Origin of the sequence: Tepidanaerobacter acetatoxydans Re1 (assembly GCF_000328765.2) — a bacterium.
Lineage (GTDB): Bacteria > Bacillota > Thermosediminibacteria > Thermosediminibacterales > Tepidanaerobacteraceae > Tepidanaerobacter > Tepidanaerobacter acetatoxydans.
In genome coordinates this window covers 2402137-2414877 of the sequence record NC_019954.2, presented here as the reverse complement: position 1 = coordinate 2414877, position 12741 = coordinate 2402137, and the positions used below count along the sequence as shown (strand labels likewise).

General features: G+C 29.6%; 12 protein-coding genes. All 12 read left to right on the top strand.

Annotated elements, in window-relative coordinates; genetic code table 11:
- The first annotated feature begins 87 nt into the window (after positions 1-87).
- The 12 genes from TEPIRE1_RS11510 to TEPIRE1_RS11455 all read left to right on the top strand — a co-directional run bounded on the left by TEPIRE1_RS11510 (position 88) and on the right by TEPIRE1_RS11455 (position 12463).
- The gene (locus tag TEPIRE1_RS11510; protein WP_013779345.1) at positions 88-756 is read left to right on the top strand and encodes a hypothetical protein; all 669 of its coding nucleotides are present in this window, start codon (positions 88-90) and stop codon (positions 754-756) included.
- A 95-nt stretch (positions 757-851) separates the two neighbouring features.
- A complete protein-coding gene (locus TEPIRE1_RS11505) occupies positions 852-1826 on the top strand; it encodes a toll/interleukin-1 receptor domain-containing protein (RefSeq protein WP_013779344.1) in 975 nt (324 codons plus the stop codon).
- A 522-nt stretch (positions 1827-2348) separates the two neighbouring features.
- Positions 2349-3260 (top strand): Hachiman antiphage defense system protein HamA, encoded by a 912-nt coding sequence (locus TEPIRE1_RS11500; RefSeq protein ID WP_013779343.1) that lies wholly within the window; start codon positions 2349-2351, stop codon positions 3258-3260.
- Positions 3245-6709 carry a DEAD/DEAH box helicase gene (locus TEPIRE1_RS11495; protein WP_013779342.1) on the top strand — a complete coding sequence of 1155 codons (3465 nt, stop codon included), beginning with the start codon at positions 3245-3247 and terminating at the stop codon, positions 6707-6709. Before TEPIRE1_RS11500 ends, TEPIRE1_RS11495 begins: the two co-directional genes overlap by 16 nt.
- A 121-nt stretch (positions 6710-6830) precedes the next feature.
- A complete protein-coding gene (locus TEPIRE1_RS11490; RefSeq protein ID WP_013779341.1) occupies positions 6831-7271 on the top strand; it encodes a hypothetical protein in 441 nt (146 codons plus the stop codon).
- A gap of 353 nt (positions 7272-7624) precedes the next feature.
- A complete protein-coding gene (locus tag TEPIRE1_RS11485) occupies positions 7625-7897 on the top strand; it encodes a hypothetical protein (protein ID WP_015295848.1) in 273 nt (90 codons plus the stop codon).
- 252 nt (positions 7898-8149) lie between these two features.
- Positions 8150-8518, top strand: coding sequence for a helix-turn-helix domain-containing protein (locus TEPIRE1_RS11480; protein ID WP_013779338.1), 369 nt, complete (start codon positions 8150-8152; stop codon positions 8516-8518).
- A 12-nt stretch (positions 8519-8530) separates the two neighbouring features.
- Positions 8531-9325 carry an ImmA/IrrE family metallo-endopeptidase gene (locus tag TEPIRE1_RS11475; protein ID WP_013779337.1) on the top strand — a complete coding sequence of 265 codons (795 nt, stop codon included), beginning with the start codon at positions 8531-8533 and terminating at the stop codon, positions 9323-9325.
- Entirely contained in the window at positions 9322-10191 is an 870-nt protein-coding gene (locus tag TEPIRE1_RS11470; RefSeq protein ID WP_013779336.1) for a hypothetical protein, read from the top strand. The genes TEPIRE1_RS11475 and TEPIRE1_RS11470 overlap by 4 nt, the downstream gene beginning before the upstream one ends.
- 111 nt (positions 10192-10302) lie before the next feature.
- The gene (locus tag TEPIRE1_RS11465) at positions 10303-10632 is read left to right on the top strand and encodes a type II toxin-antitoxin system PemK/MazF family toxin (RefSeq protein ID WP_013779335.1); all 330 of its coding nucleotides are present in this window, start codon (positions 10303-10305) and stop codon (positions 10630-10632) included.
- A complete protein-coding gene (locus TEPIRE1_RS11460) occupies positions 10611-11360 on the top strand; it encodes a hypothetical protein (RefSeq protein WP_013779334.1) in 750 nt (249 codons plus the stop codon). Before TEPIRE1_RS11465 ends, TEPIRE1_RS11460 begins: the two co-directional genes overlap by 22 nt.
- Before the next feature lie 482 nt (positions 11361-11842).
- Complete coding sequence (locus TEPIRE1_RS11455) at positions 11843-12463, top strand: hypothetical protein (protein ID WP_013779333.1); 621 nt, start codon at positions 11843-11845, stop codon at positions 12461-12463.
- The last annotated feature ends 278 nt before the right edge of the window (positions 12464-12741 follow it).

Genomic DNA, 12741 nt, shown 5'->3' with positions numbered 1-12741 from the left:
GTAGGTAAAATTACATTTTAATATTAAAGAACTTTAAAGATGTGAGCAGGTCAGTTATATTTACAAAAAAATATCGGGGGTATAAGCATGAATACGGTTTTTAAAAAGGAAATTGAGGACATAAGCGCTTCATACGACTTATTGGAGGATAGTTTAGAAAATCTAAAAAATAAAATCCTGCAAGAGCATATACCTGATTGCAGTAAAAATGGTCAAGTTGAAGAAATACAAAATGCATTACAAATGTTTGAAAAAGTTAAAAACCATATGAATGAACTAGCAAATTTAAAGGGCTCTTACAAAGAGATATTTGGAGATTACATAATTGATAATGACCAGGAAGAAGATAACGAAGAAATTGAAGAGGAGAATGAAAAAGACATAAAAGATGTAGCAGATAGAACAACGTGGAAGAAGGAAAATGAAAACATAAGAATTGAAACGGCAAGGCCTGATGGAAGCAGTAGTTATCCCAATATAATTCCAATACACATATTTGAAGAAATTGTTCGAACTATCATAGATCAATTTGTTAGATATAATAAGGATTATATAAAGACATCTACGATATCTTCACTATTGAATGATAAAATTATTCAAGAAACAAATTATAAAAAGTCTCCAAAGACGCTTGTATACAGCGTTATTAAAGTTCTCATAAAAGAAAATATACTAGAAAATAAAGAGAATTATAAGAGAATGTATGTTTTAAGGGAAAGCCCTGAGTATATATTAAAATGGTTAGAGAGCATTTAATAATTTAATTATACAATTTTAAGTATAATTTATCAGTTAAAAAAGGATTATAGGTTGCCTTTATTAACCTAAATATATTATACAAGGCGATAAAAATGTCAAAAGAACATCCTTCAGTATTCATCAGTTATAGTTGGGATAATGAGAAACACGAAGACTGGGTAACAGTTTTAGCGGCTAAATTAAGAGAAAATGGTGTTGCTGCAACAATTGATAAATTTGAAACACAAAGTAGGACTGTTAACTTGAACAGAATGATGGTAGAAAAGATAAAAAATAGTGATAATATCTTACTCATTCTTACTGAGAACTATGCTAATAAAGCAGATACTTTCCAGGGTGGAGTTGGCTATGAAACGAACTTGTTAATACAATATATAAAAGATAATCTAGATAAAATAATCTTAATAATGAGGCATAAGGGAGACTATAGAAAAGCCGTCCCATTTTATCTGGAAGGGTTTCATTTTATTGACTTTTCACATGATGAGCAATTTGATATTAAGTTTGATGAATTACTGCATAGGATTTATCAGGTAGATGTAATTGATGTACCAAAAGTAGGAGCCAAACCTAAATTAGATTCAAAGAAAATTATTTATGATGGGGTGGAAAATGGAGATATTGGTATAATTCCCAACTTTAAAGAAATAACGGATTTGGATAAAAATAAATTTATGAAACAAAGTTATGCTGAAATATTATCCCATTTATCTGACTTTGCGGAGCAGACTAAACGAAAAAATAATAATTTTGATTATGAAAAAGATATTATACACAATCAAAAGGCTATTATAAGATTCTATATAAACGGTATGGAAAAGTATGCGATTAAAATATGGCTGGGGAATTTGCTCGGTGGTATAAGTCAAAATATATATCTGTCATATGGGTGGCTTAGCATTGATAGTGATAACTCATTTAATAATGTGATTGAATGTGAAGTAACTAAAAATAAAGATTTAAAATTAAAAATGACAATGAATTTTATGGCTGAAAATAATGCAGGTGATGCGTATGGCATTGCTGTTAAAATATGGGAAAATATTGTTCAATATCTAGGCTACTAACTTATAATAAAGAGGAGGTGCGTATTCCGGCTTATCCGGACAGTGAATCCGAAGGCATCCGGACACCTTGTCGTTATTTTAATTTTACATTTAATGATCATATTTTTCAATAAGTTTTTACAACTTTCATGCGAATGCATGTTTATTATAAAAAATTATCTTTCATAAACAATTCCATAAAGTTAAAAACCCTTATGTCATTATATTTTTAGTATAGAATATCCAAGTAATATTCCTTTGTATCCATGACTAAACTCCTTTCCATAACCTTTACCACGATTTTAAGAAGGTCTAATATAGATTTCAAGTCAATATGGCAGGTTGATTTAAGGGTTAAAAAGGAGACTAAAAGTTTTGTGGACAATTTTTAAGGGCTTATTATCTCTAATTGTTACAAAAGAGTAGTAGGTTTTTATAGTATTATCCACAGAACACATATTTTGTTGACAAATTTTGTGGAAAAGTTATGAAGTTTGTCCTATAATTTATATAGGTTATAAATATATTTTGTGGGGTTAAGGTATGAAACAATTTCTGGATTTACGTAATTGGTTTAATATAAGTGAATACTATGAACATAATAAATGTAAGACAATTACACTGTTATGGAAGGATAACCTAGAAGATGACGATATACAGTGTTTTGCGATTGAATTTGCAAAGTTGATTTGCAGATTACGGTGTAATGGTGAATTGATATTGGAGGATAATGGCGAAGATTTATGTTATAAGTTTCAGCAAGCAATTGATAATGAGGTTGAATTGGAGGAAAAAGAAAAGAAGTATCTTGCTGAATATATTTTTTTCGATGGAATGGTAAGTCAGTCTAGGTATGATGAAACAAAGAATTGTGCTGAATCCTTAGATAGAGATTTATTTAATGGGTATTTTGGTGAAGTATTATTCTATATTGTAAGAGAACAATGTCTTGAAGATGAAAAGATAATGATTGAGCCAAGTTGCCCAAAAACAAATTCGAAACAATCAGGTTTGGACTATGTAGAAATAAGGAAAAATGAAGATGATTATTATTTTATTATTGGAGAAGTTAAAACAACCGATAATACAATTGGGAGTTATCCTGACAAAATTATTGATTCTTTGATAAAAAGACCTGTACACCTAATACATCAAGAAATAAATGCCTTTAAAGAAAGAACCAAGCATAGTGGACCTGAAGATTTAAAGAATTTTATTAGCAGGATGCCAATATACTTTATGGGTAAGAATCCTACAGCACAGAAAAGATTTGCAGGAGTAATTAATTACGGAAGGAACTCTTCTCCACAACAGACTGTATTTCAAAACTTTAATACTAAATGTACAAATCATTTGTATGATAGTAGTGAGTGTAGGAGAGTAAAATTAATAGGTATCAAAGGAATCAAAAATATCAAAGAAAGAGTGCTGGAAGTGATATGGAAAAACTTATAGATATTAATAAGTTATACCTTTGCTTAAAGGATATTATAGATAATAGGGAAGATGTGGAAAAGGTTAGGGAAATTATTCTTGACCTCCACTTTTACATACAAAAAATCTTACTCAATAGAAAAGAAGTAGATAATATTGACCGATTTTCTATGGAAAGCATTTCAATGTATTTACTTTCATTGTTAACTAATGTAACAAGTGAAGAAATGAAAAAATATATTCAAGACTTTTATGTTGAAGGACTAAATATTGCTGGACTTATATTTGAATTGCTTGCTGATATAGAATTTGAAGACCCTGAAAAAAAGTATCAGTATTTATTTTATTCATCAGTTTCATACAGTTTATCAGATAAAGAAGCAAGTGCAGCGGTCATAGGGAGAAGATTAAAGTCTATAATTGAAAATGATAAACGTATTAATTTGGAAGTTGATATTAAAGAGTCATGTAGATATATTTCTTTTACTTTAACTAGAGAACTTAAGACAATTTACAAAGATAGGAATAAATTAGGTTTACCCATTAAATTATCGAATAACACCATATGGGAATTTTTGAATAGAATTTTAATCCAAAATGCTTGTTGCTTCGTTGACGGAGGTGATAATAAAAGAGTATTTAGGAATATAGAGGAACTAAAGAACTTTTTGGTTATCCAGGATGATATAGAGACATTATTCTATATTTCATTATTTAGTGAAGTATTGCAAAAAATGCACAGTAAAAGTGTCTGGACAATACTTTCCCAGGAAGGTTTTTTAAACGAATATATAAACGTGCTAACAAAATATGATAGTAAAAATGTATACGAATTATGGAGGTCTCAGTTAGATGCTTTGAGGCACAATGATAATGGATTTAATTATCTAAGTGATAGCATAAAAAGGGTACTTATTTCTATGCCAACAAGTGCAGGTAAAAGTTTTATTGCAGAATTAGCGATAGTAAAGTCACTACAGTTAGAGGAAGATAAAGTATGTATATACGTAACCCCAACACGAGCACTTATGTCGGAGATTGAAAGTAATTTATTTTATAGGTTAAGAAAAGTTGGATATAATGTAACATCAGTTCTTGATACTGACGAGAATGAGTATGAAAATGATTTACTAAATCATGCTAATGTTCTTGTAGTAACACCTGAAAAACTGGATTTACTGATGCGGAGACATAAAGAATTTATTGAAAGAATAAATTTGATTATTTTTGATGAATTTCATAAAGTGTCTGATAACAATAGGGGCTGGTTACTAGAAACACTTATAACATGGTTTATGATTAAACAGCAGCAATATAATTATAAAATTATACTAATGTCGGCTATTGTTAGTAATAACGAAGAAGTCAATGTTTGGCTTGGAAATGATGAGTTTAAGCCTGTATTGTCGGAATGGACCCCAAGTAGAAGAGTATATGGAGTTTTAAATCCTGATTACCAACAAACTAAAATTGTAAGAATTAACAAGAAAAAAAGGCAAGAGTTTACTCCCTATCATTTAATTTTTAAGTATCAAGAAAATGGAAAGGTAATCGAAGATGTATTTACAAATATAGTTGAAAAGGGAAATACAAATGGTCGTTGGATAAAAAATTATAGTAAATGTGATACTAAATACGACCGTTGTTTTAAGTTCATAACAACATTAAATAACGGTAAGGTTTTGGTTTACTTTTTTACAAAAATAGACCTAGAGCGTTTTATTAAGTATTCAGATAAATATTTGCCTTTAAAGAATGATGAAAGAATAAAGCATCTAAAAACATTTTTAGAGAGCCGACTGGGAAGTGAACACCCTCTTGTCAATAGCATATTATATGGAGTTGCCTATCATCATGGAGATTTGCCTATTGAAGTAAGAAAAGAGATAGAAAAAGCCTATAAAGCAGATTTAATAGATATTCTAGCATGTACCACAACGTTATCTGATGGAGTTAATTTGCCAATAAAAAATTTTGTTTTGGGTTCTTTTACATCGTATGAAGGAAAATATAAATTATCTATTGCAGATTTCAAAAATATAGTAGGCAGGGCTGGAAGAGCATATATTGATACAGAAGGGAAGATATTTTTAATTTTTCATCCAGAATATTATGAAGAAAGTAAGAAAAGTTACTTCAGACAGCTTTTATTTTGTGAATCTCAGGAAACTAATGTTTCAAGTTCCATAATTGGAGAACTTGATAGCATATACTCAATTCTCGACCAATTAGAGGAAGTAATAGAATTATCCATACAGGATGTAGAAAAATCCCTATTGGATTTCATTGATAGGTTACAGGTTTTTATTTTTAGTCTATATGAAGAGTATATTAACTACATAGATAGTTATGATGATTTGTATGAACTTTTAATGAATTCACTATTTGCCCAACAAGTGGATGATAAAGTATTAGATAAGTTCAATAAGATATGTATAAAATATTATAATTTCCTTGATGAATTAAATAAAAATACTTTAGAAAAATTTAATAAGACAGGACTCAGTTTTAGGTCTAATCGCATTTTGTTAGAAATTATTAACGAGATTTCAAAAAATGAAAATGAATTTGATTTTCGGTTGCAAGCAATTATTACTCCAGAAATATTTCAAAAAATACTTGATTTAAAGGAAATTAGTCCTAAACCATATTACTATAAAGTTGGTAATAAGAATGTTGATTATGATATAGACCATTATAATGCTTTTATGAGTTGGGTTAGTGGAGATGGTTTTCTTAAAATCCGCGACTCTATATTTTATGAAGATAATAATATCTCAAACAGAACCCAGACTTGTGCTAATTATATCAATGATATGTTTTTATATAAATTACCTTGGGCATTTAGTTCTTTATATGCTTTAGCCGAAGATGATTTAATGTTCGCTGATATTATCCTAAAAGATTTACCTGCTAAAATAAAATATGGTGTGCAGAATTCGGAAGCCGTTAAATTATGCACATTAGGTATTGAATCCAGAGAATTGGCTAATATATTAGCACTACTATATGAAAAGGACTCATCCAAAGATCCCGAATGGGCAATTGATAAGTGGATTTTAGAAACCTCCTTTTTCTATTTTGAAAAAAATATAAAAGGAATAGACGATATTTCTATAAGGCAAATTGCAAGAGTTAGAACTAAATTAAGAAACAGAACTTCATTTTTAAGAGATATAGGCAAAATTATATGCGAAGTAAAAGGATTACAGTTTTACAATTATTTTGCTTTATACAGTAACAAGACTATAAATAAGGATACACAAATGTTATTAAATCATGAGCCTCAAAACTTATATGATGAATTCGCTATTGAAGTTAAAACACTAAAAGGGGAAAAAATTGGCTATGTTCCTGCTGAATATTCAGAAGAAATATTCGAGTATATTCAGGGTGACGATGATTTAAAAGTGGAAATTACCAGGTTAACACCCAGAAAAGTAGAGGTAAAGATAACTATTGGCAATTAAAGAGTATGTAAAAAAACTTTCCATTTGCTTGATTAGAAAACTTGATAAGAATATGTAGCCCTCTTTATATTATATAGAGTTCAAGAAACAGGAATTTTGTAATATAGGGAGGGCTTATAATATGTTATCTAGAGCAGAAAAAAGTTATTCTATGTTTATTGAGGAAGATGTTGAGATTAAGGTTAGTAAGGAATTACTATTTCCGCTGCTCCAGCAGTTAAATAGGCACTTGGAAGCATTAAGTTATGAGCAAGGAATTATAGATAATTTTGCAATACAAGATAACATAAATCATGCAGAAATGATAATGGTTAAACTGTTAATCTTAATGGCTGAACCGTACGATAGAAAGGAAATTATACTTGAACTAAATATAGCAGAATTTTTAGTTTTTAGGGAGTGTGTACACTTAAACTTACAATTAATGGGCATGTACAATAAGAAATATGAGGACCTTGTACGGCAAATAGAAAGCATATATTCTATGCTGAATAAAAGGGATATAAAGGAATACAAGGATTACATTTATAACTATAAAGTCAATAAGGCTATTTTAAATTGATAAAGGATTAGGGTGTTGGCGATTTATTTGCTAACATTTTTTTGCAACTTAAACTTAATATAATTGTAACATAATCTTTATATTATTCTGATTTTTTGGTGACTCTAGAAAATTTTCGTGTTATGCTAAAAGTAAATAAAGGAAAAGGTGGGGAACATATAAAATGGAAAACAATATAGATAATATAGTAAGTTTGGATAACTATAGATTAAAAAAATTGAACAAAAACATAAATCCTCTCGGGGTTTTCATCTTAAAGAAAGAAAAAGAAAATTATATCTTACTGAAAAAGAAGTAGAGATTTATTAGATTTCATCGATGAAGATATAGGCTATGCAAACGAAGAAGAGGAAATGTTTATAAAACAGAATGAATGGAAGATAGTGGAGAATTGCAGAAAAGATAGACAGGATTGTGAAAGAATTAAAAAAATAATAAAGGATAATATAGAAACCTATGGAGATTATGTTGTGTTAGAACGTAATGATATAAGTTTTCTTGATTTAGAAATACACATACGCAATTATAGTACAGATAAGGAAGAGGAAGAGAGAGATTTTAAAAAATATGAAACAATAATGAAAAAATTTGATGAAAAATTAATAGATAAAAGACCCATTATATGAATTCATAGGGGCAAAGGGTTGAGGGGATAAAAGGGTTTAGAATTGCACCAAAGATTATAATATGAAAGATTACGCTTTCCATTAACCAATATGAAAAAGCATTAGTGGGAAATAGATTCTGGTAATGCTTTTTCTAATAAAGAATTTTACAACTGAAAAGGTAAACTCATGTGTTGTAAAAATATTTTTTACAAATTGTATCTTTTTAAGGGCTTTTGGTATATAATATAGTAGGAGGTGTAAAAAACGACTATGGAATTATTGTTCGAAAATAGAAAACTAATTGGTGAAAATATATTGAATATCATTAAAGATAATGGATATACAAAATCTTCTTTTTCAAGGCTTACGGACATTTCAAGGCCTACTTTAGATAAACTAATTAAAGGAGAAGTTGATAGCTTTGCCACCTTTAAAACCCATGTTCAAAAAATCTTAGAAAGCCAGAACATGGATGAAGAACAACTTATGAATTATGTTCCAAGGTACAAGGAGAAAAAGGAACTTGTTTTTGCGCTGTCTGACAATGCACCCGATAATCATGTCCTGAACCCTAAGGCTCAAGAGATGTTTGGTATTTTAGAAGATATAGTCCATATGTATGAACTGTATTACAATTAAGAAGGTGGAATTATGTCGGAATTAATAACGAATAAGAACCTTGAACAAGTTATTGAAAAAAACAAACTGATTAAAGATGATATACTAAGATTAACAAACGATTTTACAGTTAGATACAATAAGTCTGGGGTGACAGGACAAGACAAACTATCTTTTTCGGTGTTGAAAGAAAAGCATTTAATCCAGATTCCTATTGATGACAAATATTGGGGTGGAGCCATTATTACAAAGGAAAATATAAAAATACCAGTTATAAATACTGCCCAGCCCCGTGTTTATCAATACTTTGTAGCATGGCATGAAATATACCATTTGCTCTATGACCTTAATTTAATTGAAGAGACACATAATATTGCCATTGATATGGACCTAAACGAAAGAAAAGCAGATTATTTTGCTGCAAAAATGATTTTTGGCAATGTATATGAGTACTATTATTCATTAGATGATGAAGATTTCATTGATAGAGTTATGAAATGTATGGATGTATATAAGGCACCATATAAGGCTGTGCTAATAGAACTGTTTGAAGAAGCCACAACAAAATACAATGATTTAGATTTAAAAGAAAAAATTCTGGAGCATTTTGATAATAAGCCTGAAGATTTAGTACAAAAATTTATAGATCTGGGATTAGATTCAGAATTAGTAAAGCCTTCATGTGTTGTAAATTTAGGTGGGTTAGAGAAAAAGATACAAAGTGTTATGAAAGATAACCCAGATGTTTCCCATCATAAAGACAATTATGAGTTTCTACTTACGCTAAAGGATAAAATTAAAAAAGAAATGGAGGGGCTTGTCAAATGAAAGGGGAAGATATTAACTACTTGAAAAGATACCTTTCAGCAGGCAAGTCTCTTAAAGTTTGTATTTTGGATAATAACTCAATTGAATTTTTAACATGGATACATGGTAGCATTAACCCTGAAAATATATTTAGTCAGTATGATATTATTCTTATTCCGGGGTGGGTATGGGTTGAGGTATGTGACAGTGAGAATAGGGAAAATTACATAAATGACTTAAAACATTATTCGAAGGTCCAAATTATAGATGAAGTTGACTATTTAATGTTAGTGGATTATAAAGAAGCAGAATTATATTATTTGTTTCTGTACTGCTGCTACAATGTGAGCAGGCTTGTTAGTTTTATCAAGAAAAACATTCTAAGAAATAGGCCAGTGGAGGATTTAGATCCCTGTGAGGAATGGTTAAATATATTTTATAAAGAGGGATTAGACTATAGGGAACTTTCAAATGGTAGAATTCAAAGGAAGAATGCAGGAGAGATTTCAATTTCTGTTTTAAGTTATATTCTTTCCTATTACTATAGCAGAAACATTGATACTATAACTATCTTCAGCAGCGACAGGGATGCCTATGAATTTGTTTCTAAGGCTAAGGAAATGCTTTATAAAGATGAGCACTTTAAAAATAGAAAGAACACTTCTATAACCTTCAAATCGAATGACTTTTTGATTTATGAATGGACAAGGTTTGGATATATAAGTGAAGATAACATTAATACTTTTGTGGAAAGTAATAGACAGGCGAGGAGAATAAAATTTACGAGAAAAAAGCAGGATAATTCAATTGAAGAGCAAGATAAAATTATTGATAATGTTATCTTTTTAGAAATGTTAAAAGATAGTACAATGCATATAATTTTTTAATGTATTAGACTAACTTTATGATAAAAAGGTTTCCTTGATTGTTAGAATTTTTCTAACGGAAGCCTTTTTTGTGATTTTAGTTTTTCTTATCTTTCCTATATAAGAATAGGTTTGATTTCTAATACCATTAAATATGCTCCAACTATAATTGTTGCTCCGATCACTTCATTGAAGAGTAAGACAATATTACCGACTCATATTACAATAGACAAAGAACATTCTGGCATGGATGTAGATAGTGTTGTATTATTAGAAAAAGTGTTGACAATCGAGAAGAAAAGTCTTAGGAATAAAATGGGACATATCAATGATAATATTATGCAACAAGTGTCACGTGCATGGATGATGATTGGTGGCATTGAAACAGAACCTAATGAACAAATAATATCGGATAAATATATTATACGAGGAGAAATAGAATGGATAAATACAGTGAAGTAATTAAAAACTATTTAGATTATAAAGATAAATACTTCTGCGATGACTGTTTATCAAAATTGCTGAGCATAGAACCACGTCAAACTATTAATGCTGTATGTAATAAATTATTTAGGCAAGATATGATAAGCCGCCGTAAAGGCGAATGCTCATACTGTAAAAAGATTAAAATAGTAAATGGCATTAGTCATACGTATAATAACGAAGTGGTAAACAATGCAGTAAGCAGTCAGAATCATCGCTCGAATCTACAAAATATAAATAATAACGGTGTTTTTTCAAGGCTCCCTTTTGACAAATTTGAAAATAGAGTAGGATTATATTTAAATAAAAAATGTAAGGATAGTTTCTATGAAAAGCCATTAATTGTAGGCGTTAATAAAGTTCATAAGTTTGATTTGGTTTCATTGGATAACTCCATTGTGGCGGAATGTAAAAGTTATACTTGGACAAAGGATGATAATTTTCCTTCTGCTAAAATATCAACTGCAATAGAAGCAGTCTTTTATCTTTCTAGAATAATTGCTGAAAGAAAAGTTATAGTTTTCCAAGATGATTTTAATAAAAAAGGAGAAAGTCTAGTAGAAACTTTTATAAGAAGATATGATGGAATACTTGATGATGTTGAAGTATGGAGATATTTAGTCGGAGAATCAATTGAGTATGATAGAATTGAAATAAAACGGGAAGGAAAAGAATGTTGGTATAAAAATTATATAAATAAAAGATAATCTGAAATCGGCAACAAATTGATATATATTATTGTATCCTTATTCACTTGCCCCTTACCCCTTGTTCCTGTATCTATATCTACATCAAATAAAGTCCTATCATTATGCAAATTTATTTTAGGAAGTAAATAAAGTTGTTGTAGAAAACCATAGGGAAAAGGTATAAGAAATACCTTGGAACTATGGTTTTTTTATTAGATTTTTCCTTAAACCTTCTCCCTAAGGAAATCCTATCAAAAAGAAAATAAAGCTATATTATTTATGCGAATATAGGAAACAGGTTGCAAAAAAGGTTGAGAGGTTATTAGGAGAGTTGCTTAAAAAGTAGTAAGATGTATGGAGTAGATGCCTTTATAAGTTATATAGTGTAAAATGAAGGTATATAACATTAGCAGATTATTACGAGGTAAGGATAGTTTATATTATTTCTAACAAGAAGATATTCACGAATCAAACTATAAAACAAGAGGACTGATTATAAAATGAAACGACTTTTTTCACTAATTTTAATATTTACTCTTGCAATTGCATTAATTGCTTGTTCAAACAAGACAGATTCTCATAAACTTTTAACAAAAGAAGGAATTATGCCTTACAAATTATCAGAAAGCGAGAAATATATATTACAATCTTTTGGAATGGAAGATAGTTCGCAAATTATTTCTTTTTTGGCACCAAAAGAAGCAATAACTTTAAATGTAAATGTTTATATACTAGACGATAATGAAAATTGGAGCAGTATTGGTGGCGGGGCTATTTCAATAGGCATAGATAGAGAGCCCATTAAGCAACTGTCCGGAACTTTCACAATGCAACTAAAAGAAAACCATGCGATTGATTTCAATATAAATGCTGGAGGAAGGGCGTCATTTAAAACAGACGAAATTATACTTGATACAGAAACAATGGCCTCTACTAAAGCATTCTTACAGGAATTTCAGAATATAGAACTCAATAAAGAAAAACCTGTTGCTTTGATGGTTTATGATAGCGGTACAAGTATGAGAGGCTACTCACTCCAGGATTATTTTAATCCTTCAGTATTTGAAGGAATGGATTTAGTGCAGGTAGTAACATTAACTTTTACTGATAAGGAGTTGTAAGTCTCAATTTAGAACATTATTTTAGAATCGCCCTAAGAGTCATCACTTAATTTTTTATGGGGCATGGCAGTCTTCCCCCTTCAATCCTTTGTGTATGAGCCAGGGGATGAGTTTGTTATAGACCAAGCCTCTTGTATTATTACTGTAAAATTCACTGATAGCGAAATAAAAGAATTAAAACATACCTCATTTATAAGCTCTTCATTCATCAAAACAATTTGATTAATATATTAGAAAAATTGGTATATGTGCTAAACTATAGAGTGGGTATATCTTTC

What these genes read in the sequence shown, in the direction of transcription:
- TEPIRE1_RS11510 (WP_013779345.1), top strand. Translation starts at nt 88, where the DNA reads ATGAATACGGTTTTTAAAAAGGAAATTGAGGACATAAGCGCTTCATAC.
- TEPIRE1_RS11505 (WP_013779344.1), top strand. Translation starts at nt 852, where the DNA reads ATGTCAAAAGAACATCCTTCAGTATTCATCAGTTATAGTTGGGATAAT.
- TEPIRE1_RS11500 (WP_013779343.1), top strand. Translation starts at nt 2,349, where the DNA reads ATGAAACAATTTCTGGATTTACGTAATTGGTTTAATATAAGTGAATAC.
- TEPIRE1_RS11495 (WP_013779342.1), top strand. Translation starts at nt 3,245, where the DNA reads ATGGAAAAACTTATAGATATTAATAAGTTATACCTTTGCTTAAAGGAT.
- TEPIRE1_RS11490 (WP_013779341.1), top strand. Translation starts at nt 6,831, where the DNA reads ATGTTATCTAGAGCAGAAAAAAGTTATTCTATGTTTATTGAGGAAGAT.
- TEPIRE1_RS11485 (WP_015295848.1), top strand. Translation starts at nt 7,625, where the DNA reads ATGTTTATAAAACAGAATGAATGGAAGATAGTGGAGAATTGCAGAAAA.
- TEPIRE1_RS11480 (WP_013779338.1), top strand. Translation starts at nt 8,150, where the DNA reads ATGGAATTATTGTTCGAAAATAGAAAACTAATTGGTGAAAATATATTG.
- TEPIRE1_RS11475 (WP_013779337.1), top strand. Translation starts at nt 8,531, where the DNA reads ATGTCGGAATTAATAACGAATAAGAACCTTGAACAAGTTATTGAAAAA.
- TEPIRE1_RS11470 (WP_013779336.1), top strand. Translation starts at nt 9,322, where the DNA reads ATGAAAGGGGAAGATATTAACTACTTGAAAAGATACCTTTCAGCAGGC.
- TEPIRE1_RS11460 (WP_013779334.1), top strand. Translation starts at nt 10,611, where the DNA reads ATGGATAAATACAGTGAAGTAATTAAAAACTATTTAGATTATAAAGAT.
- TEPIRE1_RS11455 (WP_013779333.1), top strand. Translation starts at nt 11,843, where the DNA reads ATGAAACGACTTTTTTCACTAATTTTAATATTTACTCTTGCAATTGCA.